The following is a 24,835-nucleotide window of genomic DNA, read 5'->3' as shown; positions in this document are numbered from 1 at the left end:
CACTGTGGTCAGCGCTGCTTGATGGCACCAGGTCCGGAACGCCTCGCCACCCTCGCCCTCCCACTCGACCGCCATACTGTGATTCAGCAGATCGCCACCGATCTCCTTGATCGTCTTGGCGGCCTCCGTCAGCAGGTCACCGAGACCGCTAACCGTCGCCCCGTCGGCCGACTCGACCATGGCCCACAGTTGCTCCGGGTCCTGGACCAGGAACCGCTCCTGCCTGATCGACTCCCACATGCGGCTGGCAAAGTCAGACATGGAGACTCACCGCCCTCCCTGTCACGGCCATCCCGTTGCACCGTCTCATCAGCACGGACATCACAGACCACCTGCCTGAGAGTCCTGCGTTGGCCCATGCCCGCTGTGGCCGGGTCCATCCGCCCCACCGCTGGCGTGTCCCTCTGTTGTTCTCGGCCGGCCCTGGTCGACAGCCAGCTTGTTGGCCTCGACGCGGATGCGGTGCAGGCGATCGCGAACGTCGTCGTCAAGGTTGTGATAGTTGGTCTTCGACGCATCGACCGTGACCATCAGCCCCTCGATCTGCAGCGCCAGCATCCTGGAAAGGCGCTCCAGCTGGCAATGCACCTGGGTGTAGGTGCCGTGGAGCGCGTCGGCTTCGTCAAAATTGCCCAACCGGCCCGTCGGCAGCGCGCCGTCCGCGATGCTGTTCGGAGCAGCCTTTGACTTCTCCAGCCGGGTCAGAAGGTCGTTCACCCGGTTCTTGAAGGCCGTCAACGTCTCGGCCTCGACCCGCAGTTCGCGGGCCATGGCGGCACCGATCCCAGCGATCGGACCAATGCCGGACGCCGCGATTGCCCCAGCGGCCGCTTCCAGTGCAGCGGCAGTCGCCTGCGGATCCCCCGCCGCCTCGGTCACTGCGCTCTCCCCTGCGTGGTCAGCACCTCAGTACTTGCTGACAGTGCCCTTGATATCTCTATCCGTAACACAAGCAACTCCAGCACGGTATCTGCGATCTTGAGGCTTCACGGAATCCTGACGCCAGCGTGGGGCATCGCTGGCTGGAAAGCGCATCTGCCCAGCATCACGACAGCGGCACCAACACTGTCCTTTCACCCACAGCATCCAGGGTCTGAGCGTGAATCGTGTCTGCAGCCCGCCATACGAAGCCACTCTCGACTGACCGACGCGAGGCGGTAGCCGACTGTCCTCTCAATGGAGTCAAAGGAGTCGCGCGAAAGAACCCCATTGTGGCCACTGTGGCAGCAGGACCCGTGCGAGGACATGAGTACGAGTACTCAGTTAGGCTGGCCGCCCGTGCCAACCGGCTCACCCGTACGGTCGTTCAGAACGGGAGTGGTAAGCGCGGCTCGTTGGCGGAACCGACACGGGAAAACTGGTCGTTCACAGCACCGGCGGACAATCGGCGTCCGTCCTCGTGGAGATCGCCACCTCATATCGGACGGCACCAAGGGATCGCTGGGCCGCGCCTCCGTCCGCGGGCTGATCCTGGTCTCCCCTGCCAGCGGCATGCACACCTTCAACATGTGCTTTCCCATCGACGTCGCCTACCTGAACCGTCGCGTCACCGTCATAGCCGTACACACGATGAGGCCGGGCCGCCTGTGCCTGCCCCGGCTCCGCTCCGGGCATGCACTGGAGGCGGAGGCCGGAGCCATGGCCGGTTGGGGACTAGGGGTGGGGGTGCAGTCGGCATCGAGACGCGGTAGCTGCCGACGACCCTCACCCTCGGCTCACTCCGTCATTCATGCTTCGCGTATGCCTCGGCCCCTGCCCGCGGCAGTACCGCCCACATACGCGTTCCGCCGCCCGGCTCGCGGGCTTCGCCGAAGCCCCAGTCACCCTGGCCCCCCGGACAACCCCGGCCAGGACACCCAGTGTGTCGCGTCGGCGGCTGTCGCAGGCGGTGGCCAGGCGTGCGTGGGTGTGGCGCGGATGGCCATCGTAGAGGATCACGCGCAGGGCGCCATCCCGATACCGCAGGGACATATACACGTCGGCAGCGGGTGTGAAACGGCAGGCGCAGCAGGTCAGTTCGCCCGCCACCTGCACTGCCGGCTCCGATACGTCTTCCAGATCGTGTGCTAGCAGGATCGTACGGGTTGCCGCGCGGGCGATGGGCGGGCTCTGCGGGGCCGCGGGCAGGGTGAGGCTGTAGGTGAGGCCTTCGGGGGTCGGGGGTGTGGGCGGGGCGTCTTCGAGGGTGGGCACCCAGCAGGACGACGTGGGCATCACGGGCACGGCAACTTCCTTTCCATGCAGATCGGTTGACTTCCGGTGGGTGGCTCGTCTCCCTGGCACGACCCACCCCTCCCAGGGAAGGAGGCTGCTGGCGGGCTCGTGCGATGCGCTTCCGGTTCGACGGATGTCGACGGATCGGCCTATCTGTAGTCGATCCGTCACCGACTGGAGGGCCCGTGAGGGCAGACTGGGCCCACAAAATGCGGAGGAAGGTGAGCATGCCGACACGGCCCACACCGACGGAGCGTCAGCGGCGCCTGGGTGCCGAGTTGCGCGGGATGCGGCTTGCGGCGGGCAAAACCACCGAGTACGCCGCCGGTCTGCTCGGGCTGGACCGCACGAAGGTGTCCAACATGGAGTCGGGGATCCGCTCTACCTCGCCCGAGCGCATCCGGATACTCGCCAGCAACTACGACTGCGCCGACCAGGCCTATGTGGACGGACTGGCCGCAATGGCCGACTCGCGCAAGCGCGGATGGTGGGAGCAGTACCGCGGAAGCCTTCCGCAAGGCCTGCTCGACGTCGCTGAGTTGGAGTGGCACGCCACTCGGCTGCGGACCCTCCAGACCGTGCACGTGCCAGGACTGCTGCAGCTGAGTGGATACGCCCGCGCCATCTTCGACTCCGCCCTGCCCCCGCTTCCCAAGTCGGAGGTGGAGCTGCGGGTAGCTCAGCGTATGCAACGGCAGCGGGTTCTGGAGCGTGAACGTCCCGTCGAGTACGTCGCGTATGTCCACGAGTGGGCACTGCGCATGCAGTTCGGAGGGCGGCGAGCGCCCCGCGAGCAGCTCCAGCACCTGTGCGAGATGTCCGAACGCGAGAACGTCGACGTGCGCGTCCTGCCCGTCGAAGCCGGCGCCTTCCCGGGAGCGGGTCACGCCGTGCTGTACGCGAGCGGCGTGGTGCCCCAGCTGGATACCGTGCAGCTGGATTCAGCACACGGCGGAGAGTTCACTCACGCTGAAGCCCAACTTGCGAAGTACCGTGCCCACATGGACTGGTGGCAAGACAACTCACTGAGCTGTCAAGCGTCACGCGACTTCGTCCGTGCCATCGCCCGCGAACTCTGAGGAGCCACCATGGCCGACATCACATGGGAAGACCCCTTCTGCGCCGAGGGCAACAACTGCTTCCGCATAGGCACCGACTCCGCCGGCAATGCCCACATCGCCGTCGCCGGGCAGGAGGAGCACCACCTCACCGACAGCCGTGATGCCCTCCGCGCCCTCATTCTGGAGATCAAGGCGGGGAAGGCGGACCACCTGCTGTAGCTGCACGCCGAGCGTCGGCATTGTCAGTGGGGCCCCTTAGCATCCGGGCATGCGCGCTTCAGGAACGTTCACGGTTGAGGATTTCACCCCGGCGCACGTGCAGGTGCCGGAGCCGGTGGTCGGGACGGCGGTGCCCGTCGGGGTGGCCACGATGCGAAAGCGGTACGAGGGCGAGGTTGCGGGGGTGTCGGCGACGCTGTTCACCGCTGCGTATGACCAGGCCAGCGGGACCGGTACGTACGTCGCCATGGAGTCCTTCGAGGGGACCCTCCATGAGCGGACCGGCTCCTTCAACTTCGCCCACTCGGCCACGACCCTGGGAGAGGGGCAGGAGGCCGAATTCTTCGTGATCGTGCCGGGGAGCGGGACCGCGGCGCTGGCCGGGATCCGAGGGGCCGGTGGCATGGCGGTCGACGCGGACGGCACCCATCGGATCTGCTTCGAGTACGAGGTGGATAAGTAGTTCCGTCAGGTCTCACGCAGATAGCCCGACTACCTGCAGGAGCCGGATGGTTGTGCCGTCATGCTGTCGCGGCCCTTGGGCCTGCCGCGGGAGTCGTTACTGCCACCCTCAGGGTGCCGTCGGTCGAGGGGGCCAGCTGGGCCACGCTCTCGTCCTCGGCATTGCGGGCCAGAAGCGCGGGGATTCCGGTCGCCATCGGGACCTGCTGGAGCGCCTCGGTGCCCGGCACTCCGGTCAGCTGGTACGAGAGCGAGACCTGCTGGCGCTCGCCGGCACTGTGCTCGTCGGCGACACAGGCTCCGACAGGCCTCAGCCCGGTGCGCCTGAGGATCGGCTTGGGAGACATGCCGTCCACGGCCTGGTGAATGATTTCCTCGGCGCGTTTGGTTGCTTGCTGCTCGTCCATGGTGACCTGCTTCGATCCTGTGCTGCCGCCGCTACGTCCCGTCTGCCCCGACCCGCACGCCGCCATCGCCGCGGACGCGGTCAGTATGGCGATGACCGACAATGCCCGCTACAGCCTCATGGGGTTCCTCCAGTCACGATCTTCGCCATGTTGTTCAGTGAGTCGCCCTCCGGTAGCTCTCCGTCGGCGACATGGAAGGCCTGCCCGCCGAATTCATCGGATGTCGGATCATCGTCCCCGGCACCGACCCGACGCCGTGCTCGGCGACAAGGGATACGACAGCAACCCCAACCGCCGTGAAATGCGCAAGCGCCGGATCCTGCCGGTGATCTCCCGCAAGGGCGCCCCCAACATCAAGGGATTGGGCAAGCTCCGCTACGTCGTGGAGCAGCCCCTCTCGCTCGTGCACCATTTCAAGCGCCTGGCCGCCCGATGGGAACGACGCCTCGACCTGCACGACGCCCTCGCCCCACTAGCGTGCAGCATCACCTGCTGGAGACGACTCAAGAAGACCCAACCATGGTCGTGTTACGAGCTCTTGAGGCGCTCGTACCAACCGTCCTCAGAAGTATTGGACCTTCTGACCGTCCGGCACCTTGTAGCAACCGGACACGACGGTGAGGCTTAGCATCGGCGGGTTGTCCTTCAACATCTGAACGACGTTTACACCGGCCTTCTTCTCGTCATTGTCGGCGGTCAGATTGATGTTCTTGTTCTTGCTGGTGTCCGGACCGTATTCGACGATCTTCCAGCCATGCTTCGGGAGTTCCGCCCTGAGATTCTTCATTGCCTTTTCGACGTCACTCGCCGAGGCCGGGCGCAAACTCCACGGGTGAAAGATCTGGAAGTATTTTTTCGGGTCCTTTCCTGGGCATTCCTGGACCCCTGTGGAACCGTCGGATGCTTTTCCCTTGACGCCGATCAAGTCATAGATACCGCTGGATACCTTCAGTAGCGCATCAGAGGCATCCTTTGTGGTGCTCGTGCCGGCGAACTTGGTTTCATCGGAGTTCTGGTCAGACATACTGCATCCCGTGAGAGTAATGATTGCAAGGGGTGCGGCGAGCACAAGAGTGCTCAGCTTTTCCTTCATGGCAGGGAGCCTTATTCCGTCGGACTGGGCTGTGGGTCGGTCGTCGTCTCATCGCCTGCGTACCAGCACCTCTATGTGGGCGTTCCTATTTTTCCCACACTGTGTGCGGTGCATACGGTCTGGTCGGCTCCGGCGCCGCCTTTACGTCGTCGTATTTGCCGACGACTACCAGGGCCTGGTTTTTCAAGCTCTCGGAGCCCGGGTTCCAGTAACCGCCGTGCCCCTCGGTGTTCGTGGCCATCTGGTTGGCGCCGAAGCCTGAATCGGCGGGAATTTCGCGCCCAAAACCTCCGCCATGGATCATGCGGCCGAGATCTGGAACCGGGTCCCCGTCGGCGTACTCGTTCCACACATGCCCCTTCGGAACGTCGAGCTGATCGGCGCGAGAAACCTCCACGCCGGGACTGCCCGCGAAGACGATGTCGTTGGTGTGGAGATCCCCGGTCTGGGCCGCGGCGCCCACGAGGCTCGATCCGTACGAGTGGCCGATCACGGTACGGTGCGGTGCCGAATCGCCGGAATGTGATGCGTCAAGTCCATCGAGGAATTTATTGAAGGCCGGTGCGCCATCGTATGCGTAGTGGGTGAAAGTCGCGTCTTTTACGACGTCGTTAGGTGCGTCGTAGCCGAGCCAGGTGATTGTGGAGACGGATTTTCCACCAGATACAGCGTGGGCTGTCTGCCAGAGACTGGTCATCCGGTTGATGTTCCCCCCGATGCTGTCCAAATCTGAAGTCGTACCCGGCACATAGACCGCCTGGTGATCCGCGGTGTCCGGGTTACCGTTGGCAATGATCGCGCGACCGTCTCCCGCCTCGCTGAAGCCCAGCAGGTATGCCTCGGGTAGTTTGTTGGCACCCGTCGCGTCGGAAGTACCCGTCGCATCGAAACGGTCCTGTATCGCCTTCATGCCGTCAAGCCCTTTGTGCATCTTCTCCCGTTCCGCTTCCCATTCCTCCCACGCCGGCAGTTCCTCCTTGCCCTGCTTCATCCCGGTGTGCATGTTGATATGGTCCTGGTACCGCGGGGGCTCAGGGTGATCCTTCAACCAGGCGTCGTAGTCCAGTTGGGCCTTTGCGCGGGTCTCGTCAAGCACCGTGCGGTTGGCCTGGTCCCGCACTGTGGCAGGGAGCCCGTCCAGCGCGCCGACCGAGTCAGGGTGGACTGCCAGGTAGTCCGACCGCTGCTCGTCGGTGAGGCCTTTCCACCAAGCAGCGTTGTCCTTCGGACTGCCGTCCTTGGGAGGGTGCGGCAGGGAGTCGAGGTAGCTCTTACCGGCGCCACGGACACCGTCCATGTCCGACTTGGCATCGGTCCAGTCCCGGTTGGAGACCGCCAGGTCGTCATCGGCCTTGAGGGCACGGAGCTTGGGTGCCCACTTCGTGTCCGCCTCTGCGGCTTGCTGCAGCGCGTCGCCGATGCGGTTCGCGAAGTCCTGCGCCTTGCCGAAGTTCGGATTCGGGTGGATGTTGGCCGCCGAACGCTCCAGCGACGCCGACGTCGGATCCGTCGGGCTCGTACCCGGCGGCATAGTGCCGCCCTCTGGCACCTTGCCGTCGACTTCCTTGCCACCCGCCGGATAGGTGACCGAGCCGTCCGCGCCCACGGTGCAACCGGCCGCCTTCGCGTCCTCAAGCACCGCCTCCAGCTTCCGCTTCGCCGCCGCCATGTCGAAGGCGAAACCGTTCAGCGCGGTACTGGCCAGCGCGCACTCGGTCTGGATGTAGTGAAAGTCCTTCGATACTTCCTGGAGCTCTCGCAGCGCAGCTTTCGCCGTCTCACCGTCGAGTTGGTTACGGATCCCGGCGCAGATCCGGTTGTCGATGGCGTCCTTCGCCGAACTGGCCATCTCACTCGTGGCCCGATACCCGTCGGCGGCTTCCTCGTACTCGGAAGGCTTTAACGCCTTCAGCGTCGCAAAATCCATGGCGCCGGTTACCTGCCCTTCGCCTGGCCACCGACCGCCTCGGTGTCCTGGTACTTCAGCTTGATCTTGTCCAGTTCGGCCTTGACGTCCGCATCGGACATCGCCAGGTCATGCCCCGAACGCTCCAGCAGCCCTCCCAGCTCGCCACAGCGCCCGCCCACGTCACCGACATACTGCTTCCAGGAGTCGAACAGCTCCTTCTGCGCCGCGGCCGACTCACATCCCGCGCCATCCCCGAGCCCCGACTGCCCGTCGTCCAGCTTTCCCAGCGCCTTGCCGACGTCGTCCTTCAGTCCTTTGACGTCACCACCGGCCTTCGCCCAGACTTTCTTGTCCGACTTCAGCTTGTCCGAGGTCACACCGGAAGAACCACCACTCACGGTGTCCGGCAGGTGATTCAGCTGCATCCGAGCAGATCCACGCGCCGCCACATCCGCCTTCAGCTGCTCCCACTCGTCCCACGCCATGCGTGGCCCCCTCCCCCTTGTACGCGCGTCAACGGCACCAACTGAGCCTGCCGTTGCGGAAGTTACTTCGTGGTCGCCACGCACTGTATCCGTGCGATGCTCCACGGCGACTGAGTACTCCTACTCATGTCCAGGGCGTAAGCGGGCGCAACGGTGGGCACAACAGGGTGAAACCGTGACTCGGCGCTGCCGGGGGCAGCTAAACCACCGTCTCGCATCGACCATTCGCACCGCGATCTCCCCGCCTGGCGGTAGCCCGCTCTCGCCGAGCTATCGCTGTGCAGCAGGCCGGAAGCGGCAGAGCACGTCAGCCCGGCACAGGTGCACGTTGCCGGAGCCGGTGGTCGAGACGGCGGTGTACGTCGGGGTGGCCACGATGCGGAAGCGGTACAAGGGTGAGGTTGCGGAGGTGTCGTGGGAGCGGGACCGGGGCACTGGCCGGGATCCGAGGGGCCGGCGGCATGGCGGTCGACTCGGACGGCGCCCATCGGATCCGGTTCGAGTACGAGGTGGGTGACCAGCAGACGGGCGGGCCGCGGGCGGCACTTGAGCGGATGGGGCTCGTCGCCTGCGACGTCGTCGTCGTACAGACCGACGTCGGTCAGGAGCGGGCCGTAGTCCAGGTCGTCGAAGAACCTGCACAGCAGCTCACCGATCACCGCGAGGCGGGTGTCGCCGGAACGTCGAAGCAGGTCGTACACCGGCTCCGCCAAGCCGCCGAGCGGCTGATTGCCGCGGAACCAGCCACGCAGCTCCGTGTCGCCATGGGCCGCGGGCACCGTGCCCTGGTGATCGGGCAGCACCCAGAGGCCGGCACGGCGCAGAGCCGCGACCGGATAGTCGGGCCGCGGGCGCTCTCCCCTCATGCCGTGCCTCTGGAGGAGATTCGTGAGCTGATCCTCGGTCTCCCGCCACGACAGGAGCCGGGGCTCGCCGCGGCGGGCGCGTCCGATGGCCCACAGCAGCACGATCGGCTGGAACAGGGCCGGGCGTCCGGAAGAACGGTTCACCTTCAACTGGGCGACGCGGTCGATGAGGTCGTCGCGGAGGAGGGCACTTTCCGGCATCTCTTCCAGCACGGTGAAACCCAGGCCCCGGAGGAGGCTCACGGCGTGCGCTGCCCCGCCGGAGAACTCCCCCGCCGCCAGTGGCTGTAGACCAGGCACATAACCGTGTGCGGCGCCGACGATCGCCTTGGAGTCGTAATGCCGGCCACCGCACAACAGCAGGTAGCGGCGGGCGCGTCCAAAGCCATAGCGCCGGAGGAACGCATCGCGGCCGAGTCGGTCGTACTCCTCGATCGCCTTGCTGACCTCGATGCGGGTTATGTCCGTCAGCGCCATGACGGGAACCCTATGCCAGTCGTGCACGGACCAGCCCTCTGGCGTGCAAGGGGTCGCCGCCCTGGACCTGCCCCCGGCTCCGTTCATCCAAATCGTCAGCGATTCAGGTCCATGACTCCGACTCCGAGCCTGTCGTAAGCCTCCGGCGAGACAGTGGCCACCAGCGCCCCCTCAGGGAGCATCGGGTTCGGTCGCGCCACATGTACGGCTGCCGCGATACCGGGGACTAGACCGTCACGGAGTAGTTCGGCGACGGTCATGGCCATCGCGTAGTCGTCATCGATGACGCGGAGTACGTCCAACAGCACACCGGCGTGCGCGACGATCCCCACGCGTTCACGCTCAGCCTCCAGGAGGCACAGGACGGGCACCCACAGGCGCACGTCATCGCTGGACGCCGCAGCATGAACGAGGCCGGAGACCTGCTTGTTGCCGCCCATCGCCAGCAGTGTGGGACTGTCGAGGACGTAGTGTTCGATCTGACTCAACGAGACGACTCCGCTTCCGCGAGAGCAGCCCGGTGAGCGGCGGAGGCCTCCCGCATTTTGCGTCGCATCTCGGCGGATTCCTCATCCGTCACGTAGTGCCCGAACCGCTCGGCGAGCAAGGCGCGGGTGCGATCGGCCCGTGCCTTGACCTGCTCGGGAGTCAGGGTCTGAGCAGCTATCTCCTGCATGAGGGCACGGAGGCTGGTCCCTCGCGCTTCCGCTACGGCGGCGAGCTGGTCGCGGACTTCGGCGGGCACGCGAATCATGACGTCAGGCATGACACGAGTATACTTGACGTATACGTCGGCGCCTTTCGTCTCTTTGCCGGCTCGCACTGGTCAGCTCCCCGAGCGCGGGAAGGTGACCTCCACCCGGCGGTTCTTCTTCCGGCCCTCCTCCGTTGAGTTGTCGGCGATCGGGTACTGCTCGCCGTAGCCGCGTACGTCGAAGGTGATGTTCGGGTCGTTCAGGTCCTGGTCGAGGACCGCCTGTACGGCGTTGGCGCGCTGCCTGGAGAGGATGTCGCCGTGGGCGGAGGAACCGAGGTTGTCGGTGAAGCCGAAGACGCGGACCTGGGTCGCGTTCTGCTTCTTGACCTCCTCGGCGATCGTCCCGATGCGGGCCTTGGCCTCGTCGCCGAGCTTGGCGCTGTCCTTGCCGAAGAGGACTTCGGCCTGCAGGGCGAAGGTGACGTCGGCGTTCGTGTCCTCCCGGCGTTCGTCCCCGCTCTGGTCCTCCACGACCGACTTGATGTCCAGCACCTTGGGCTGGGCGAGGGTGGCGCCCTCGGGGAGCTTGAGGTCCGGGTCGGTGGGGTCGATCTTCACCGGGGCGGCGGCGGAGGGTTCGGTGCCCGGGGGTTGGCTGGGGTCCGTGTCGTCGGCGTGGGCCAGCGTGAGGTTGGCGGCCGCGAGGAGGGCTGCCGTGGTGAGGGTGAGGGCCAGTCGGGGTGTGGTGGTCACTTTGGCCTCACCCGGAGATTTTGATGGTGGCGGCCGAGAACGTCGGCAGCTGGAACTCCACCTCGGAGATGTTCGCCGGCGGTGCGGGGAACTGCATGAAGACCGCCAGGTTCTCACCACCCTTGAGCGTTGAGAATCCGGTGGTGGTCAGCGGGCGCCCTTCCGTGTCACGCAGAACGTAGTAACGCTTCTTCCCTTGAGGGTCGACCAGCGTGGCACCTCCCAGGGACCTGCCGTTCCTGACGATCTCGGTCTCGTTGCCGCTCAGGGCAGAGGGAACGACGACGCTGTTGCCGCCATCGTTTTTCAGATTGCCGTTCACAGTGACGAATCCACCGGAATCACGTTGAGCGGAGGTGATCTGGAGGAGGAGGCCGTCCGAGCCCTTCAGTTCAGCCAATGGAGTGTCCGACTGCCCCTCTTGGGCGCTCGGGTTCGACCCACCGGACGTGGAGGCGGACGCCGTACGGCCCGGTTTCTTGGCATCGTCGCCACCGCCACCGCCACAGCTGGTGACGCCGAGGGCCAGACCAGCGATCGCGGTCAACGCGACCATCCCCCTGGTGGCCTTCCCAGTGAACCGAATACTCATGGCTCTGCTTCCTTCTTTACGCGTCGTTCGCTTGTCGGTCAGCCAGGTGGACGTCGAAAAGATCCTCGGGCCCAGGAAGGTCGGTCAGGTTGTCCGGGTTCAGATCCCAGTCCCGGTCCTTGCAGGTGAGCCGCGGCAGCACGCTGTTTCCCGCACCCTTGCCAGGGAGTTCGAACTCACAGAGGGGCTCGATCACGGCCATGGCGGACGCCGTCGAGTAATAGTTCTCGCTACCCGGAACGACAGAGCGGCCGACGGACTTGTTGGTCGTGGCCGTGACCGTGAACGTGAGTGGCTCAGGCGCGTCGCACTGCGCTTTGGCGTCGTTCTGCGCCGCAAGTTGGTCAGCGCGCCAGCACGATGACCCGAGCGGCACTTTGCCGTCCAAATCGTCCTGCCACTTGGTCGGGTCCAGGACGTCCTTCACCCACTTCGCCACGAGTTGATCACGCCTGTTCTGGGCCGCCGCGAGGGCCGCAGCATCAGCCGCCGTCTGAGCACCGCTCCGATTGACCGCGGCTTGACCGACGGCGAGGTAGGCCAACGCAAGAAAGAGCAGGCCTGCCACCACCGTGATGTAGATGGGGAAGGCCTGCCCTGCGTCGCGATACCGGTGCGAGCCGATCAGCCGCCGGTGACTTCGGAGATCTTCTGCGTGATCGCGTCGTAGATCGACTGGCCGATGCTCGTACCCGTGATCGCCAGCACGATCGCCACAACCACCGCGATGATCCCGAGGTACTCCACCGCAGTCTGGCCCTTGTCGTCGCGGACGGCCCGGGCCTGCAGGTGTGCGACGGTGGTGTTGAACCAGTTGCTCATGGTGTTCCCCTCCAGGTTCGCCTCCGGTCCCGAGAACGTACGGCGGAACACCCCACCCTCCAGAGGGCCCCCGGACCCATTCCCGGACCCATCGCCTCCCCCACCCGGCCACTTCACGCCACCCCCAACCACTTCGCCGCCGCCTGCGACCTGCTCGTGCTGTGGAGCTTGGCGAAGATGTGGTTGATGTGGTTCTTGACCGTCTTCTCGCTGATGAAGCAGGTGGCGGCGATCTGCTGGTTGGTCATGCCGGACGCGATGAGGTCCATGATCTCCGCCTCCCTGGTGCTGAGTTGGAACCTCGACCTAGCTGACTGTCCCAGATCTGATTGCAATCGCGAAAGGTTTTGGGATGGAATTTTACCCAGGGGGACGGGAAGTTCCGGTTTCGTGTGTGCAGATGCACTTGGCTGGAGGTAGGTCAATAACGCCTTCGTGGCGCCCGGTGTCACATGCGGCCGCCCCTCCCGCACATCCCGCACCGCCCTCGTCAACTGCTCGGCTGTGAACTCCCCGTGCACCAGATAGCCCCCCGCACCGAGTCGCAGCGCCTCCCGCACCGTCTCCGTCTCGTGGCTGTAGGTGAGCATCATGACGGGGGCGAGCCGGACCAGGTGGGGCAATGCCGAGATTCCGTCGACTCCGGGCATGCGGACGTCGAGGAGGATGACGTCGGGGCGGTGCCGCAGTGCCGCCTCGTAGGCCTCGCGGCCGTCCGCCGCCTCCGCCACCACCGTGGTGTCCTCGCGGTCGGAGAGGAGGGCCGTGAGGCCCGCACGGATCACGGGGTTGTCGTCGGCCACCACGAGGCGGAGGGGGGCCGTGATGGTGGGCGAGGGGAAGTCCTGGCCGGGGTTCGGATGCTGCATCGGGTGCCTCCTCTCAGGTTTCCTGGGATGAAAGGTCGAAGGTGAGGGCCCGCAGCGGCAGGTCCACGACCACCCGCGTGCCTCGTTCGTGGTCGCCGTGCTCGCCACGGTCGCCGTGGCCGCCGTACTCTGCGTGCTCACCGTGCCCCGCGTCCCCCACCCGGATGCGGGCCCCTGCCGCCGCCGCCCGTTCGACCATGCCCAGCAGGCCGAAGTGGCCCGAGAGGCGCAGGCGTTCGAGGGTCGTACCTGGGGGCAGGCCTCGGCCGTCGTCCTGGATCGTCAGGCGGAACATGTCGCCGTCCACTCCCGCCGTCAGCTCCACCCGGCTCGCCGACGCATGGCGGTGGGCGTTCTCCAGTGCCTCCGTGGCGATGGCCAAGAGGTGGCGGGCGAGGGGTGAGGGGACGGAGGGAAGGGGCGCTGAGCCGGTCCGGCGGCACTCCACCCGTAGGCCCGTGCGGGTCGTGAAGTCGGTCGTGCGTGCCGCGAGTTCCGTCCAGATGTCCGTCGGGCTCGCCGAACCGGGGGTCTCCTCCCGGCGCAGGTCCTCCAGCAGTTCCCGGGACTCCGCCGCCGCTCTGCGGGCCGAGCGGGACACGAGGTCCGCCTGGCGGCGGATGCGGTCCGGGTCGGGGGCGTCGGCCGACGCCGTCGCGGCCAGACCGTCGGCCGCCAGGGCCACGCCGTACAGGGTCTTGGCCACCGAGTCGTGCATCTCGCGGGCGAGGCGGGCCCGTTCCGCGTGCACCGCCTCCGTCGCGGCGAGGCGGGCCTGGACCGCCGTCAGGGCCTCGGTGGCCGCGCCGAAGCGGAGCATCAGATTGCGCAGGGTCGAGCCCATCGCGCCGGCGATGACGCACAGGCCGGGCAGGAGGAGGGACTCGGCCACGCCCGCCTTGTGGTCCGCCTTCAGGGTGGCGTGGACCAGGAGCAGGATCAGGGACTGGAGCGAGGCGAAGCAGGCCGCTCCCCGCCAGCTGTAGACCAGGCCGGCCAGCAGGGGGGTGCAGACGCTGACGTAGGCGAGGGTGGTGTCGGGGCCCGCGGAGATCAGCAGGAAGGAGCCGAAGAGGGTGTCGGCCGCGAGGAGGCTGGGGTGGCGCAGGAGGAGGGGGCCGAAGCGTTCCCAGTCCCGGAAGAGGACGTAGGACACCATGAAGGTGACGACCACCGCCGAGCCGACCAGGCGGACACCCAGGCCGGGGGCCGCGTTCAGGAGGGCCGCGGGGGCCGCCAGCACGATCATCGCCAGCCGGAAGCCGAAGACCTGCCGGCACATCGCCTGCAGGGCTCGGATCTGCAGCTTTTCGGGTGCGGGGTCGCCGTCGAGGTGCGTCCGGCCTGCGGCCGGATTCACTTTCCCACCCGCGCCGTCGGCGGCAGGACGTACGCGCCAATGCCGCCTGCCCGTGCCTTCCCCGCTTTCCCTGACCTGCCTGCCTTCCCTGGCCGCCCTGCCTTCCCTGCCCTCCCTCGTCATCGCCATGGCCATCACCCCACCCCCCGTCTACTTCCCCGTCAGTGAGCCGAAGTCCACGCCCGAGCCGAGCAGGAGGCCCGCGCCGAGCAGGAGCATGGTCGCCGGGACCATGAACGTGGTGATCATCAGCGTGGCCTTGGGGACCGCGCGGGCGGCCTTGCGGCGGGCGTTCTGGGCGTCCGTGCGGCGCATGTCCTTGGCCAGGGAGACGAGGGTGTCGACGATCGGGGCGCCCAGCTCCTCGCCCTGCTGCAGCGCCGTCACGAACATCGCCACCTGCTCCGAGTCGTTGCGGCGCCGTAGCTCCGCGAAGGCCTGGCGGCGGCTCATGCCGAGGTCCATCTGGCGCAGGGTGATGCGGAGTTCGTCCGCCCAGGGGCCCTCGTAGCGGGAGGCCACCCGGTCCAGGGCCTGCCGGAAGCCCAGCCCGGCGCTCACCACCACCGCCAGCACGTCGAGGAAGTCCGGCAGTGTCCGCTCGATCACGTCCTTGCGGACACGGATCGCCGACCAGATGCCGACCTCCGTCCAGAACGCCCCGAACAGGAGGAGGATCAGGGCCACGAACCACTGGCCGCGCAGGAGGAAGACCAGGAAGCCGACGGCGCCCAGGGCGCCGTAGACCGCGCGGCGGGCCGCGTAGCGGTCGATGGTCAGGCCGCCGGGGTTGCCCGCGAGGTCGATCTTGCGGCGGTACTTGGCCACCAGGCGGGGGCCCATCATGCGCAGCACCGCGGGGGCGTAGCGCATGCCCATGCGGTCGATCACCGAGCCGACCGCGCCCGTGCGGGTGGCGCCGACCTCCAGGGCGAGCACCAGGTCGCCGGGGAGCTTCGCGTCCGCGCGGTACATCCGGATGCCGGCGAAGGCGCCCCAGACGCCGAGGCCCATCAGCAGTGCGAGCGAAATCGCCATCATCGGACCGGCCCCCTCACACGTCGATCCGGCTCATCCGGCGGATGAGCACGAAGCCGACGGCGTACATCCCGAACGCGATGATCACGCAGGCCTGGCCGACCGGTGAGCCCGTCATCCGGTCCAGGGCGCCGCTCTTGACCCCGTTCATCAGGAACAGGGCGCCGATGCCGAGGACGGGGACGGCGTACGACGTCATGGTCACCTGGGAGAGCTGGGTGCGGATCTCGCGCCGGGTCTCCTTGCGTTCCTCCAGGGTCTCGGTCAGGTTCCGCAGGGCCGACACGACCTGGCCGCCGGCCCGGTTGGAGAGGACCAGGGTGGTGACGAGTACGACCAGTTCGCGGGAGGGGAGGCGGTCGGCCAGTTCGCCGAGGGCGTCCTCCAGGGAGTGGCCGATCGCCAGCTGGTCGGACACCTTGGCCAGTTCCTCGCCCGCCGGGGCCTCCAGCTCCTCGGCCGCCATACCGATCGCGGTCCGCAGGGCGAGGCCGGCCTGGGTGGCGTTGGCCAGGATGCGGGCCAGCTCGGGAAGCTGGTTGATGAAGCGTTCGATGCGTTTCTGCCGCTGCCAGTTGAGGAACTGGATCGCCGCCCAGACGCCGAGCAGGCCCGCGAGGGGGCCGAAGAACGGGGCCAGGGTGGCCTGGCCTATCAGCCAGAGCGCGGCGACCGCGGCGAGCATGTAGGCGAAGAACTCGCCCGGGGTGACGTCCAGGCCGGTGGCCGCCAGCTTCAGCTCCAGTTTCCGGCCGAGTGCCGTACCGCGCAGGCGGCGGTCCAGGGCGCGGAAGCGGCGCCGGCGGCCGGTGGCCGGGACGGGACCGGTGTGCGAGAGGCGGTCGATCAGCTCGGCGCGCTGGGCCCGGCCCGAGGCGTAGACGTGCACGCCGACGACGGCCAGGACGCAGGTCAGCAGGGCGACACCGGTGGTGAGCCGGACGAGCGTGTGGAGTTCCATGCGGTGGCCTACCTACCTGGCTTCTCGGGTGGCGAGCTGGTCCGTGGAATGGGCGACGCCGAAGGCCTGCGGGATGGGCTGGCCCGCCATGTAGAGGCGGTCGGCGGTGCGGCGCGGGAGGGGGAAGTAGTCGAAGGTGCCGTACACCCGGCCGTCGGCGGTCATGGGCTGTGCGGTGAAGCGGGCCGCGGTCGCCAGGCGGTACGGCTCGCCGCCGTGGCTGTCGAGCAGCGCGACCTCGGTGATGCGGCGGGCCCCGTCGGCGAACCGGGTGAGCTGGACGATGACGTCGACCGCGCTGTTGATCTGGTCGTGCAGGGCTACGAAGGGCACCTCGACGTCGGACATCGAGGCGAGGGTCTGCAGGCGGGTGAGCGCGTCCTCCGCGCTGTTGGCGTGGACGGTGGCGAGGGAGCCGTCGTGGCCCGTGGACATGGCCTGCAGCATGTCGAGGGACTCTCCGCCGCGGACCTCGCCGACCACGATCCGGTCGGGCCGCATGCGCAGGGAGTTGCGGACCAGGTCGCGGATGGTGACCTGGCCCTTGCCCTCGACGTTCGGAGGCCGCGACTCCAGCCGGACCACGTGCGACTGCTGGAGCTGCAGTTCGGCCGAGTCCTCGATGGTGATGATGCGTTCGTGTTCCGGGATCAGCGCGGAGAGGGCGTTGAGCAGGGTCGTCTTCCCGGTGCCGGTCGCCCCGGAGACGATGATATTGAACTTCGCCTGCACCAGGCCCGCCAGCAGGAACACCATGTGCTCGTCGAGGGAGCCGAAGGCGATGAGTTCCTGGAGGGTGAAGGAGCGCGGGAAGCGGCGGATGGTGAGGGTGGGGCCGGTCAGGGACAGCGGCGGGATGATGACGTTGACGCGCTCGCCGGAGGGGAGGCGGGCGTCCACCATCGGGTTCGATTCGTCCACCCGGCGGTTGACCGTGGACACGATCCGCTCGATGGTCTGCATCAGCTGGTCCGCCGACACGAAGCGGAGCGGCAACTGCTCGACCCGGCCGCCGCGTTCCACGAAGATCGCGTCCGGGCCGTTCACCATGATCTCCGTGATCGACGCGTCCTCGAGGAGCGGCTCCAGGATGCCGAGGCCCAGCGCCTCGTCCACCACGCGGCGGATCAGCTGCGAGCGTTCCACCGTCGACAGCACCGGGCCCTCGCGGCTGATGATGTGCCCGAGCACGCGTTCGAGGCGGGCCCGGCGGTCGGCGGCCGCCAGCGAACTCATCTCCGCGAGGTCGATCTCCTCCAGCAGCTTGGCCCGGTAGGAGGCGACCAGATGCCCGTCCTCGCCCCGGCTGCCGTGCTCCTCGGGAGTGTTGATCCGTGCCCGCAGGCTCATGGGTTCGCTTCTCCTCGGTCAGTGGTCGAGGGGCATGGTGGCGGACTTCTCGGCGGGGTCGAAGTGCCAGCCGGGGACGATCGAGGGGATGCCGACGGACGCGGTGACGGTGACCGTGTCGCCCCCTTCCGCCGGCGAGCAACGCACCGTGAGCCCGCCGCTGACCGCCTCCGCACACGCCTGCTGCGCGTCCTGTCGCAACGACGCGGCCCGCGCCCCCGCCCGAGCCGCCGTACCGGCCTGCTCGGCCGCGTAGGCGACGGCCCCGATCTGGAAGCCGGCCAGCCCGACGATCAGCAGGACGGGGACGAACCCGAGGTACTCGATCGCGACCTGGCCCGCGTCGCGTCCACGGCGGTACGGCATCTCAGTCCTTCACCTCCTCCACGGCGCCGGCGTGGCCGTGCACCGTGACGGGGAAGTCGATCGATCCGGGGAAGAGGACGGGGACCTTGAGGTCGACATCGGCCGTCACATAGCCGGACGGACTGCATTTCACCGACGCTCCCCCCTTCCACGCCCCCGACAGGTGCTTCATCCCGGCCGCCGCGCACGCGGCCTGCCGCTCGCCGCCCCGATGCGCCGCCGTCCCCGCACGCACCCCCTCGTCCGCAGCATTCCCCGCGAGCGTGTAGGCGTACCCCACGAGCACGCACTGCCACATGAGCACCAGGGTCAGGACGATCAGCGGCGTCATCCCGAGGAACTCGATGCTGACCTGCCCGCGATCGCCTCCCAGCCGTTTCCCCACCCCTCACTCCTTCCGCCGCCGCATGCTCACCGGCCCGCGGTCGCCGCGCAGGCGGCCGCCCCCGCGATGGGACCCCTCGGCCGCCTTCACCAGCCCCAGTTCCCCGGCGAGCGCCCACAACGCCTGCTTCACCGTGCTCCGGCCGTCCAGGTCGTGCAGCCGCCCGGCGTCCACGACCGCGTGCAGTTCCTTGAAGTTGGCGGGCACGGCGGTGCGCGCCACCGCCGTACCCGTGATCCGCTGCACGAGCGCCGGCTGGATCTCCGTACTGCGTGTGTGCCGGTTGACGACGACGGTCGTCTCCTCGGCCTTGCGGATCTGCAACCGGTCCCACATGCGTACGGTGCGCTTGGCGGCCCGTACGGCGACCACGTCGGGCGTGGTCACCAGCAGGGCGGTGTCGGCCATCTCCACCACTGCCGCGCCGGCCCCGCCGAGCTGGGCGCCGCAGTCCACGACGACGACCTCGTACCGGGAGCGCAGGGCGCTGACGATCTGGCGGGCGGCACGGTCGGTGACCTCCTCGCCGCGTTCGCCCTCGGCGGGTGCGAGGAGCAGGGCGAGACCGGTGTCGTGACGGAAGACGGCGTCGGCGAGGACCCGCGGGGAGATGTCGGTGATGGCGGCCAGGTCCACGACCGAGCGACGGAACTGGACGTCCAGGTAGGAGGCGATGTCGCCGGTCTGGAGGTCGAGGTCGACCAGGGCGACGGCCCGGCCGGAGGCCTGCGCGGCGAGGGCGAGCTGGATGGCCGCCAGGGTCGCGCCGACGCCTCCCTTGGCGCCGCTGACCGTGACGACCGTACCGCCGACGCCGCCGAGGATGTCGGAGCCGCCGTGTCCCAGATGGCGGCGTACTCCGGCGGACCACTGGGCGACCGCCTGGACGCGGCTGGCGAGTTCCTCGTACGACAGCGGGAGCGCGACCAGGCCGCGCGCGCCGGAGTCCATGGCGGCGGCGAACAGGCCGGGGCTCGCGTCGGTGGTGACGAGAACGACGCCGACGGCCGGGAAGCGCAGGGCGACCTCACGGATCAGCTCCAGCGCGGGAACCGGCCCGATGCGCTCATGGACGACCACGACCTCGGGCAGCTCGTCCACCGAATCCGCCGCCAGGCGGGCGAGGGTGTCGACCAGTTGGGTGGAGTCGACGACGGGCGGCTGCGGTTCGGCGTCGGGGAGCTGGCTGAGCAGCGTCACGAGGGAGCGGACGGCGTCCGGGTCCGCGCCGGCCGGGAGGATCCTGGTGGGCATGCGGGCCGCCTCTCATTTGTCCGTCGCGAGTTCATAGGTGCGGTCCTTGTCCGGGACGCTGGTCTCGCTGCCGGGGGCCACCAGGGCGAGCCGGACCCGCTGGGCGAAGGACTCGGCGTAGGTGATGCGCTGGGCGTCGAGGGTGGACAGCGCGAAGGTGATGGGGACGGCCTCGGTGGGCTGTTGGTTCTTGTCGCGGTCGGGATCGAGGGCGGTGATCTGGCCGACGTCGAGGACCCGGGCGTTGGTGACGATGATCTTTGACTGGTCGGGGTCGCCCTGCTTCTTGCCCTCGAAGGTGGCGTACACGTTGACCCGCGAGCCCGGAGTGATCTTGCCCGCCACGCCCGTCGCGGCGTCGATCATGATGGCGACCTCCTGCTGACCGGGCTGGAGGGCGGGCTGGTCGACGATCATGTCGTTCTGGAGCAGGGAGCCGGCGTGCAGGGTGGTGACGGCGATCTTGCCCTGGATCCCGTGGAGATCGGTGACGGCATTGCCGGACAGCCACCGCTCGGGCATCTTGATCTTCTCGAACTGGCCCGTGCTCAGCGCGGTGTACGGCTTCACGTCGGACCTGATCCGATAGGCGCTGACCTCGGGCCCGACCTTGGACTGGACGTCGTCGACGACGGAGAGCACACCGGCGAACGCGCCGAGAGCGCACAGGACCGACAGGATCAGGAGTATCACGCCGCGGCGCTGACGGGAGTTCATGAACCGTGCAACCTCATTGGGGGGAATCGGTCGAGCGGAATGTGCGGGATGTGAGTGCCGGCCGTGCGAGTCGGTCAGGCGGGCGTTCGTTGCTCCAGGGCACGGGGAGCCGGGGGCTCGTAGACGGGCGGGGTGGCGGAGCAGAAGACGCAGCGGTCGCCGATGACCTCGATCCCGCACCAGTGGCACAGGGACTGCCGTACCGAGGTCACCAGTTGGTACAGCACCGAAAGGTCGGCGAGATGGCTGCAGAACTCGACCATCCGCCCGGTCCCCCACCACCGCGGGGACTCGGCGGGCAGCGGCGTCTCGCGCAGGCCGTGCGCGCTCCACGCCTCGGCGAGCCCCGCGACCCAGTCGGTCTGCAGCTGCCCCTTGGCGACGAGCATCCAGGTACTGAACTCGGGCCCCTTGAGGGTGACGCCAGGGGCGACCTTGACGAGCTGCGGTTCGGGATGGGCGACGACGGCGAACTGGCTGCCCGGCACCCATGACTTGGCGTGTGCCTTGAGCCCGACCGGCACCCGGTCGAGCCGCGCGACCGAGCCGAGCACGGCGCCGGCGTGGATGTAGTGGGTGAGCAGCCGCCCGGCGGAGGCGAGCACGCCAGGACTCAGATCGCAGGAGGCGAGCTGCCGCAGCTGCCGGGCGAGGACGGCTGTGCCGAGCGGGGGCAGCTCGGGCCGGAAGAGGGCTATCCGGTCGCTCTCCAGCAGCGACCGCAGGGTGTACAGCCGTCGCACGACGGGCTCAGGAGTGGCCAGGGAACACACGACGACCACATACCCGTACTGCTCGGTGAGGGTGTGCAGTTCGGTCAGCGACTGCTCCAGCGGGCGCTGGTCGAGATCGCGCAGTACGACGGCCGGCATGGTCCGTTCGTCCTGCGCCGGCAGTGCCATGTCGGCACTGGTCACGGCAATGGCAGTTGGCACGCGCAGCTCCCCGCTCTTCACACCCTTCGGCCCACCGGTGTAACGCCAATGCGCCAGGACGACTTCATTGCGTGACTACGTGAGCACTGTATCCACGCCCCAATGACCGGAGAACAGCGTTTGTGTAGCTCGTATGGAACTCCCCGGTCACAAGTCCCGCCAAAACAGGACAGGTTGAACGAGTGACCGTCAAGGTGGCGGAGATGGTTTTGGTCTGGACCTCTTGACAGCGGGATTGGTCTGGACCAACTTGTTTGCCGACGGTGGCCACCGCCCCCTCACCTCTCTCCCCTTCTTTCCCCTCCCCCTCCCTCTCTCCCCTTCTCCCTCCCCGCAGACTCCCCACCGGAGGCCCCAGTGGACCGCGCACCAGGCATGCCCAGACCACGCGGACGGCGGATCGCGACGTGGTCCGCCGCCACCGCCCTAGCCCTCTCGGTGGCGGGCCTCGCCGCCACCCCCGCGTCCGCCGCGGACGTCAACAACGCCAAGAACACCGGCTTCGAGTCGGGCCTGACCAACTGGACCTGCTCGGCCGGCAGCGGCACGACGGTCTCGTCCCCGGTCCACGGCGGCACCTCGGCCCTCAAGGCGACCCCGGCCGGTCAGGACAACGCCCAGTGCACCCAGTCGGTGGCGGTGAAGCCCAACTCGACGTACACGCTGAGCGCGTGGGTGCAGGGCGGCTACTCCTACCTGGGCGTGACGGGCACGGGCACGACGGACGTCTCGACCTGGACCCCGGACTCGTCTTCGTGGAAGCAACTGTCGACGACGTTCACCACGGGCGCGTCCACGACGTCCGTCACGGTGTACACACACGGCTGGTACGGCCAGGCCGCCTACTACGCCGACGACATCTCGGTGTACGGCCCCGACGGCGGAGGCGGCGGCGCCCCGGCCCCTTCCGTGCCGTCCGCACCTTCCGGCCTGTCGGTCTCCGGCACCACCTCGTCCTCGGTCTCCCTCTCCTGGCCCACGGTGTCGGGCGCGACGGGGTACAACGTGTACCGCGACGGCACGAAGGTGAGTGCGGTGACCGGCACCTCGGCCACGGTCACCGGTTTGTCGGCGTCGACGTCGTACTCCTTCCAGATCACGGCGACCAACTCGGCGGGTGAGTCGGCGAAGTCGGCGGCGGTGACGGGCACGACGACCTCCGGAAACAGCGGCGGCAGCGGCGGGAGTCTCCCCAAGCACGCCGTGACGGGCTACTGGCAGAACTTCAACAACGGCGCGACGGTCCAGAAGCTGTCCGACGTCCCGTCCTCGTACGACATCATCGCCGTGGCCTTCGCGGACGCGGCCTCGACGCCGGGAGCGGTCTCCTTCAACCTGGACTCGGCCGGCCTCGGCGGCTACACGGTCGACCAGTTCAAGGCCGACATCAAGGCCAAGCAGGCGGCCGGCAAGAAGGTCGTCGTCTCCATCGGCGGCCAGAACGGCACGGTGTCGGTGAGCGACTCGGCGTCGGCGGCGAACTTCGCGAATTCCGTCTACTCACTGATGCAGACGTACGGCTTCGACGGCGTGGACATCGACCTGGAGAACGGCCTCAACGCGACGTACATGACGCAGGCGCTGCGTGCCTTGTCGGCGAAGGCGGGCTCGTCGCTGGTCATCACGATGGCCCCGCAGACGATCGACATGCAGTCGACGTCGAATTCCTACTTCCAGACGGCGCTGAATGTGAAGGACATTCTCACGGTCGTCAACATGCAGTACTACAACAGCGGTTCCATGCTGGGTTGCGACGGCAAGGTGTACAGCCAGGGCTCGGTGGACTTCCTGACGGCCCTCGCCTGCATCCAACTGGAGGGCGGCCTGTCCCCGTCCCAGGTGGGCCTGGGACTGCCGGCGTCGACGAGTGCGGCGGGCAGCGGGTACGTCTCTCCTTCCGTCGTGAACAACGCCCTGGACTGCCTGACGAAGGGCACCGGCTGCGGCTCCTTCAAGCCGTCGAAGACGTACCCCGACCTGCGGGGCGCGATGACGTGGTCGACCAACTGGGACGCGGCGTCCGGCAATGCTTGGTCGAACTCGGTGGGGGCGCATGTGCATGGGCTGCCGTAGCGGGAGGTTCTTGAGCCTCTCTGACTTCTCGGCGTGAGGACGCCCGGGCCCGTGTGGGTCCGGGCGTTGCCGTATGCGTGGTGCCGTACGCGTGGGGCACGGTGATGCGAATTCGGCCAGACGTGGAGGGTGCCCTGCGTATCGCGTTGCATCCGTCAATGTGCTGATGTGACTATCCCGGGCATGGCTGGGTACGAGGGCGGGGCTTCTTGGCCAGTGCGCTGCCGCCAAGTGGACTCATCTACTCTGCCAGGATGGCGGGGCGGGAAATGGTCGACTCCGATGGAGTCTTTGCCCAATTTTATGAGCACTTGCATCTTCCTGACTACTTCGGCTGGAACTGGGATGCCCTGCGTGACTGCTTGCAGGATCTCGGCTGGATTCCGGCCTCGCACTTTCTGCTGACCGTCGACGATGCCGAATCTGCGCTGTCAGGCAGCCCTGAAGAACGGGCGATCTTCTATCAAGCACTTACGGATGCGGCCAGGTATTGGGCCGCGAAGCCGGAACTTCCAGGCCAAAAAAGACCACATTCCGAGTACTTCTGCCGTCTTCCCCGCAGGCGTCGCGAACGCTGGCCGCCGAGTTGAACGAGTAAAATATGGTCTCGCATGTGCTGCGTATTGCGTACCGAAGCGTGAGCCTCTCGGTGCCATGACGGTATGCCGGGTCGATTCCTGGCGCTGTCGCGTGCGAAATCGGTGCGGTTGGGTCTTTCCAGGAGGGCGTTGCGCGGTCGATGGATCGGCTGTTGGTCCGCATATCGCCCGCTGCCCTGCTCGCGGTCGTCCGCCTTCCCCTGCGACTCGACCGCGAGCAGATACGTGCCCTCGTCCGTCTCCGCCCGCAGCAGCGTGTCCACCCGCCGCTCGACCGGCTCGATCTCGGTCAGGTCCACGTTCAGTGCAGCGATCCCCCGCGGCTCAGGAAACGGGACGTGCAGCACACTCTGTAAGGCCCGGGTCAGCAGCGCCGGGTCTTTTTGGAAGATCCGGTGCAGCGCCTCGTGCGACGAGCCCACCATCACGCGGCCTCCAGCTCACACCACACGTACTTGCCCCGGTTCCCGAACCGCGCCGACGGCTGCCAGCCCCAGCAATCCGCACAGGCCACGACCAGCCCCAGCCCCCGACCCGCCTCTTCCAGCTCCCCCTCCTGCTGCAGCGGTTGCGGCGGCTCAGGCGGCCCGGGGTCCGTGTCCCACGCCCCGATCCACACCACCCCCTCCACCGTCCGCCGCACCCTCAGTGCCGCCGGGCCCTTCGTGTGCCGTACCGCGTTCGACACCAGCTCCGCCGCCAACAACTCCGCCGTATCCACCAACCCGGTCAACCCGTGCAGGGTCAGGATCAGACGCAATGTGCGGCGACAGACCGTGACCGCTCTGAGGTCGTTGGGGATGTAGACGGTGTAGTCCCAGGTTTCGGGCATACGTCAACTCCGCTCAAGAAAAAGGGATTTCGCGTGCGG

General features: G+C 67.7%; 28 protein-coding genes and 2 pseudogenes. 6 read left to right on the top strand and 24 right to left on the bottom strand.

Annotated features, from left to right (window positions below):
* Window positions 1–321: 321 nt before the first annotated feature.
* On the bottom strand, window positions 322–879 hold the full coding sequence (locus AVL59_RS05890; protein ID WP_067300126.1) for a hypothetical protein: 558 nt from the start codon (window positions 877–879) through the stop codon (window positions 322–324).
* 366 nt (window positions 880–1,245) lie between these two features.
* On the opposite strand from AVL59_RS05890, the pseudogene AVL59_RS56260 reads away from it, so the two are divergent.
* The 4 genes and pseudogenes from AVL59_RS56260 to AVL59_RS05875 form a co-directional block, all read left to right on the top strand.
* A pseudogene (locus AVL59_RS56260) lies at window positions 1,246–1,671 on the top strand (DUF192 domain-containing protein); the annotation flags it as partial.
* Window positions 1,672–2,441: 770 nt separating this feature from the next.
* On the top strand, window positions 2,442–3,293 hold the full coding sequence (locus AVL59_RS05885) for a helix-turn-helix domain-containing protein (protein WP_067300125.1): 852 nt from the start codon (window positions 2,442–2,444) through the stop codon (window positions 3,291–3,293).
* A 9-nt stretch (window positions 3,294–3,302) separates the two neighbouring features.
* Complete coding sequence (locus AVL59_RS05880; RefSeq protein WP_067300124.1) at window positions 3,303–3,494, top strand: hypothetical protein; 192 nt, start codon at window positions 3,303–3,305, stop codon at window positions 3,492–3,494.
* Window positions 3,495–3,543: 49 nt separating this feature from the next.
* The gene (locus AVL59_RS05875) at window positions 3,544–3,957 is read left to right on the top strand and encodes a DUF3224 domain-containing protein (protein ID WP_067300123.1); all 414 of its coding nucleotides are present in this window, start codon (window positions 3,544–3,546) and stop codon (window positions 3,955–3,957) included.
* A 58-nt stretch (window positions 3,958–4,015) separates the two neighbouring features.
* Here the strand turns inward: AVL59_RS05875 and AVL59_RS53470 are convergent, their stop codons facing one another.
* The 21 genes from AVL59_RS53470 to AVL59_RS05765 all read right to left on the bottom strand — a co-directional run bounded on the left by AVL59_RS53470 (window position 4,016) and on the right by AVL59_RS05765 (window position 21,274).
* A complete protein-coding gene (locus AVL59_RS53470) occupies window positions 4,016–4,363 on the bottom strand; it encodes a hypothetical protein (protein WP_208870315.1) in 348 nt (115 codons plus the stop codon).
* 562 nt (window positions 4,364–4,925) lie between these two features.
* Complete coding sequence (locus AVL59_RS05860; protein WP_067300120.1) at window positions 4,926–5,456, bottom strand: hypothetical protein; 531 nt, start codon at window positions 5,454–5,456, stop codon at window positions 4,926–4,928.
* An 85-nt stretch (window positions 5,457–5,541) separates the two neighbouring features.
* Window positions 5,542–7,383, bottom strand: a complete 1,842-nt coding sequence (locus AVL59_RS05855) for an alpha/beta hydrolase (RefSeq protein ID WP_067300119.1) — start codon at window positions 7,381–7,383, stop codon at window positions 5,542–5,544.
* Window positions 7,384–7,391: 8 nt separating this feature from the next.
* The gene (locus tag AVL59_RS05850; RefSeq protein ID WP_067300118.1) at window positions 7,392–7,850 is read right to left on the bottom strand and encodes a hypothetical protein; all 459 of its coding nucleotides are present in this window, start codon (window positions 7,848–7,850) and stop codon (window positions 7,392–7,394) included.
* A 62-nt stretch (window positions 7,851–7,912) separates the two neighbouring features.
* A complete protein-coding gene (locus AVL59_RS55955) occupies window positions 7,913–9,193 on the bottom strand; it encodes a phosphorothioated DNA-binding restriction endonuclease family protein (protein ID WP_208870314.1) in 1,281 nt (426 codons plus the stop codon).
* Window positions 9,194–9,288: 95 nt separating this feature from the next.
* A complete protein-coding gene (locus AVL59_RS05840; RefSeq protein WP_079146541.1) occupies window positions 9,289–9,681 on the bottom strand; it encodes a PIN domain-containing protein in 393 nt (130 codons plus the stop codon).
* Entirely contained in the window at window positions 9,678–9,959 is a 282-nt protein-coding gene (locus AVL59_RS05835; RefSeq protein WP_067300116.1) for an Arc family DNA-binding protein, read from the bottom strand. Before AVL59_RS05835 ends, AVL59_RS05840 begins: the two co-directional genes overlap by 4 nt.
* A 60-nt stretch (window positions 9,960–10,019) precedes the next feature.
* The gene (locus tag AVL59_RS05830) at window positions 10,020–10,643 is read right to left on the bottom strand and encodes an OmpA family protein (RefSeq protein WP_067300115.1); all 624 of its coding nucleotides are present in this window, start codon (window positions 10,641–10,643) and stop codon (window positions 10,020–10,022) included.
* 7 nt (window positions 10,644–10,650) lie between these two features.
* Window positions 10,651–11,235, bottom strand: a complete 585-nt coding sequence (locus AVL59_RS05825) for a hypothetical protein (protein WP_067300114.1) — start codon at window positions 11,233–11,235, stop codon at window positions 10,651–10,653.
* A 16-nt stretch (window positions 11,236–11,251) separates the two neighbouring features.
* The gene (locus tag AVL59_RS05820) at window positions 11,252–11,863 is read right to left on the bottom strand and encodes a pilus assembly protein TadG-related protein (protein WP_245383191.1); all 612 of its coding nucleotides are present in this window, start codon (window positions 11,861–11,863) and stop codon (window positions 11,252–11,254) included.
* A complete protein-coding gene (locus tag AVL59_RS05815; RefSeq protein WP_067316936.1) occupies window positions 11,860–12,057 on the bottom strand; it encodes a Flp family type IVb pilin in 198 nt (65 codons plus the stop codon). The genes AVL59_RS05820 and AVL59_RS05815 overlap by 4 nt, the downstream gene beginning before the upstream one ends.
* Before the next feature lie 113 nt (window positions 12,058–12,170).
* A complete protein-coding gene (locus AVL59_RS05810; protein ID WP_067300112.1) occupies window positions 12,171–12,926 on the bottom strand; it encodes a response regulator in 756 nt (251 codons plus the stop codon).
* Window positions 12,927–12,939: 13 nt separating this feature from the next.
* A complete protein-coding gene (locus AVL59_RS05805) occupies window positions 12,940–14,409 on the bottom strand; it encodes a sensor histidine kinase (RefSeq protein ID WP_372450361.1) in 1,470 nt (489 codons plus the stop codon).
* Window positions 14,410–14,436: 27 nt separating this feature from the next.
* Complete coding sequence (locus AVL59_RS05800; protein ID WP_067316934.1) at window positions 14,437–15,324, bottom strand: DUF5936 domain-containing protein; 888 nt, start codon at window positions 15,322–15,324, stop codon at window positions 14,437–14,439.
* A 16-nt stretch (window positions 15,325–15,340) separates the two neighbouring features.
* The gene (locus AVL59_RS05795; protein WP_067300111.1) at window positions 15,341–16,285 is read right to left on the bottom strand and encodes a type II secretion system F family protein; all 945 of its coding nucleotides are present in this window, start codon (window positions 16,283–16,285) and stop codon (window positions 15,341–15,343) included.
* Window positions 16,286–16,297: 12 nt separating this feature from the next.
* A complete protein-coding gene (locus tag AVL59_RS05790) occupies window positions 16,298–17,635 on the bottom strand; it encodes a CpaF family protein (protein ID WP_067300110.1) in 1,338 nt (445 codons plus the stop codon).
* An 18-nt stretch (window positions 17,636–17,653) separates the two neighbouring features.
* Complete coding sequence (locus AVL59_RS05785) at window positions 17,654–18,001, bottom strand: TadE/TadG family type IV pilus assembly protein (protein ID WP_067300109.1); 348 nt, start codon at window positions 17,999–18,001, stop codon at window positions 17,654–17,656.
* 1 nt (window position 18,002) lies between these two features.
* Window positions 18,003–18,386 carry a TadE family protein gene (locus tag AVL59_RS05780; RefSeq protein WP_079146539.1) on the bottom strand — a complete coding sequence of 128 codons (384 nt, stop codon included), beginning with the start codon at window positions 18,384–18,386 and terminating at the stop codon, window positions 18,003–18,005.
* A gap of 3 nt (window positions 18,387–18,389) precedes the next feature.
* Entirely contained in the window at window positions 18,390–19,640 is a 1,251-nt protein-coding gene (locus tag AVL59_RS05775) for a CpaE/TadZ family protein (protein ID WP_067300108.1), read from the bottom strand.
* A 12-nt stretch (window positions 19,641–19,652) separates the two neighbouring features.
* Window positions 19,653–20,357, bottom strand: a complete 705-nt coding sequence (gene cpaB / locus AVL59_RS05770) for a Flp pilus assembly protein CpaB (protein ID WP_067300107.1) — start codon at window positions 20,355–20,357, stop codon at window positions 19,653–19,655.
* A gap of 74 nt (window positions 20,358–20,431) precedes the next feature.
* On the bottom strand, window positions 20,432–21,274 hold the full coding sequence (locus AVL59_RS05765; RefSeq protein WP_208870577.1) for a hypothetical protein: 843 nt from the start codon (window positions 21,272–21,274) through the stop codon (window positions 20,432–20,434).
* 393 nt (window positions 21,275–21,667) lie between these two features.
* Here AVL59_RS05765 and AVL59_RS05760 point away from each other — a divergent pair, with 393 nt between their 5' ends.
* Together AVL59_RS05760 and AVL59_RS47500 are read left to right on the top strand one after the other, a co-directional pair.
* Window positions 21,668–23,365, top strand: a complete 1,698-nt coding sequence (locus tag AVL59_RS05760; protein ID WP_079146538.1) for a chitinase — start codon at window positions 21,668–21,670, stop codon at window positions 23,363–23,365.
* 254 nt (window positions 23,366–23,619) lie between these two features.
* Window positions 23,620–23,955 carry a barstar family protein gene (locus AVL59_RS47500; RefSeq protein WP_099053005.1) on the top strand — a complete coding sequence of 112 codons (336 nt, stop codon included), beginning with the start codon at window positions 23,620–23,622 and terminating at the stop codon, window positions 23,953–23,955.
* 170 nt (window positions 23,956–24,125) lie between these two features.
* On the opposite strand, the pseudogene AVL59_RS47495 reads toward AVL59_RS47500, so the two are convergent.
* Both AVL59_RS47495 and AVL59_RS05750 read right to left on the bottom strand, forming a co-directional pair.
* Window positions 24,126–24,389: pseudogene (locus AVL59_RS47495) on the bottom strand (hypothetical protein); the annotation flags it as partial.
* The gene (locus AVL59_RS05750) at window positions 24,389–24,796 is read right to left on the bottom strand and encodes an ATP-binding protein (protein ID WP_067300103.1); all 408 of its coding nucleotides are present in this window, start codon (window positions 24,794–24,796) and stop codon (window positions 24,389–24,391) included. The pseudogene AVL59_RS47495 and the gene AVL59_RS05750, both read right to left, overlap by 1 nt.
* Between the last annotated feature and the right edge of the window lie 39 nt (window positions 24,797–24,835).

The organism is Streptomyces griseochromogenes, from assembly GCF_001542625.1.
In the GTDB taxonomy this organism is placed as follows: Bacteria; Actinomycetota; Actinomycetes; order Streptomycetales; family Streptomycetaceae; genus Streptomyces; species Streptomyces griseochromogenes.
The sequence above is the reverse complement of the archived record's forward strand: the minus strand, read 5'-3'. Positions and strand labels throughout refer to the sequence as shown.

What these genes read in the sequence shown, in the direction of transcription:
- AVL59_RS05785 (WP_067300109.1), bottom strand. Translation starts at nt 18,001, where the DNA reads ATGCCGTACCGCCGTGGACGCGACGCGGGCCAGGTCGCGATCGAGTAC.
- AVL59_RS05760 (WP_079146538.1), top strand. Translation starts at nt 21,668, where the DNA reads ATGCCCAGACCACGCGGACGGCGGATCGCGACGTGGTCCGCCGCCACC.
- AVL59_RS05825 (WP_067300114.1), bottom strand. Translation starts at nt 11,235, where the DNA reads ATGAGTATTCGGTTCACTGGGAAGGCCACCAGGGGGATGGTCGCGTTG.
- AVL59_RS05855 (WP_067300119.1), bottom strand. Translation starts at nt 7,383, where the DNA reads ATGGATTTTGCGACGCTGAAGGCGTTAAAGCCTTCCGAGTACGAGGAA.
- cpaB (WP_067300107.1), bottom strand. Translation starts at nt 20,357, where the DNA reads ATGAACTCCCGTCAGCGCCGCGGCGTGATACTCCTGATCCTGTCGGTC.
- AVL59_RS47500 (WP_099053005.1), top strand. Translation starts at nt 23,620, where the DNA reads ATGGCGGGGCGGGAAATGGTCGACTCCGATGGAGTCTTTGCCCAATTT.
- AVL59_RS53470 (WP_208870315.1), bottom strand. Translation starts at nt 4,363, where the DNA reads ATGGACGAGCAGCAAGCAACCAAACGCGCCGAGGAAATCATTCACCAG.
- AVL59_RS05835 (WP_067300116.1), bottom strand. Translation starts at nt 9,959, where the DNA reads ATGCCTGACGTCATGATTCGCGTGCCCGCCGAAGTCCGCGACCAGCTC.
- AVL59_RS05800 (WP_067316934.1), bottom strand. Translation starts at nt 15,324, where the DNA reads ATGGCGATTTCGCTCGCACTGCTGATGGGCCTCGGCGTCTGGGGCGCC.
- AVL59_RS05805 (WP_372450361.1), bottom strand. Translation starts at nt 14,409, where the DNA reads ATGACGAGGGAGGGCAGGGAAGGCAGGGCGGCCAGGGAAGGCAGGCAG.
- AVL59_RS05775 (WP_067300108.1), bottom strand. Translation starts at nt 19,640, where the DNA reads ATGCCCACCAGGATCCTCCCGGCCGGCGCGGACCCGGACGCCGTCCGC.
- AVL59_RS05795 (WP_067300111.1), bottom strand. Translation starts at nt 16,285, where the DNA reads ATGGAACTCCACACGCTCGTCCGGCTCACCACCGGTGTCGCCCTGCTG.
- AVL59_RS05815 (WP_067316936.1), bottom strand. Translation starts at nt 12,057, where the DNA reads ATGAGCAACTGGTTCAACACCACCGTCGCACACCTGCAGGCCCGGGCC.
- AVL59_RS05810 (WP_067300112.1), bottom strand. Translation starts at nt 12,926, where the DNA reads ATGCAGCATCCGAACCCCGGCCAGGACTTCCCCTCGCCCACCATCACG.
- AVL59_RS55955 (WP_208870314.1), bottom strand. Translation starts at nt 9,193, where the DNA reads ATGGCGCTGACGGACATAACCCGCATCGAGGTCAGCAAGGCGATCGAG.
- AVL59_RS05875 (WP_067300123.1), top strand. Translation starts at nt 3,544, where the DNA reads ATGCGCGCTTCAGGAACGTTCACGGTTGAGGATTTCACCCCGGCGCAC.
- AVL59_RS05880 (WP_067300124.1), top strand. Translation starts at nt 3,303, where the DNA reads ATGGCCGACATCACATGGGAAGACCCCTTCTGCGCCGAGGGCAACAAC.
- AVL59_RS05860 (WP_067300120.1), bottom strand. Translation starts at nt 5,456, where the DNA reads ATGAAGGAAAAGCTGAGCACTCTTGTGCTCGCCGCACCCCTTGCAATC.
- AVL59_RS05850 (WP_067300118.1), bottom strand. Translation starts at nt 7,850, where the DNA reads ATGGCGTGGGACGAGTGGGAGCAGCTGAAGGCGGATGTGGCGGCGCGT.
- AVL59_RS05790 (WP_067300110.1), bottom strand. Translation starts at nt 17,635, where the DNA reads ATGAGCCTGCGGGCACGGATCAACACTCCCGAGGAGCACGGCAGCCGG.
- AVL59_RS05750 (WP_067300103.1), bottom strand. Translation starts at nt 24,796, where the DNA reads ATGCCCGAAACCTGGGACTACACCGTCTACATCCCCAACGACCTCAGA.
- AVL59_RS05885 (WP_067300125.1), top strand. Translation starts at nt 2,442, where the DNA reads ATGCCGACACGGCCCACACCGACGGAGCGTCAGCGGCGCCTGGGTGCC.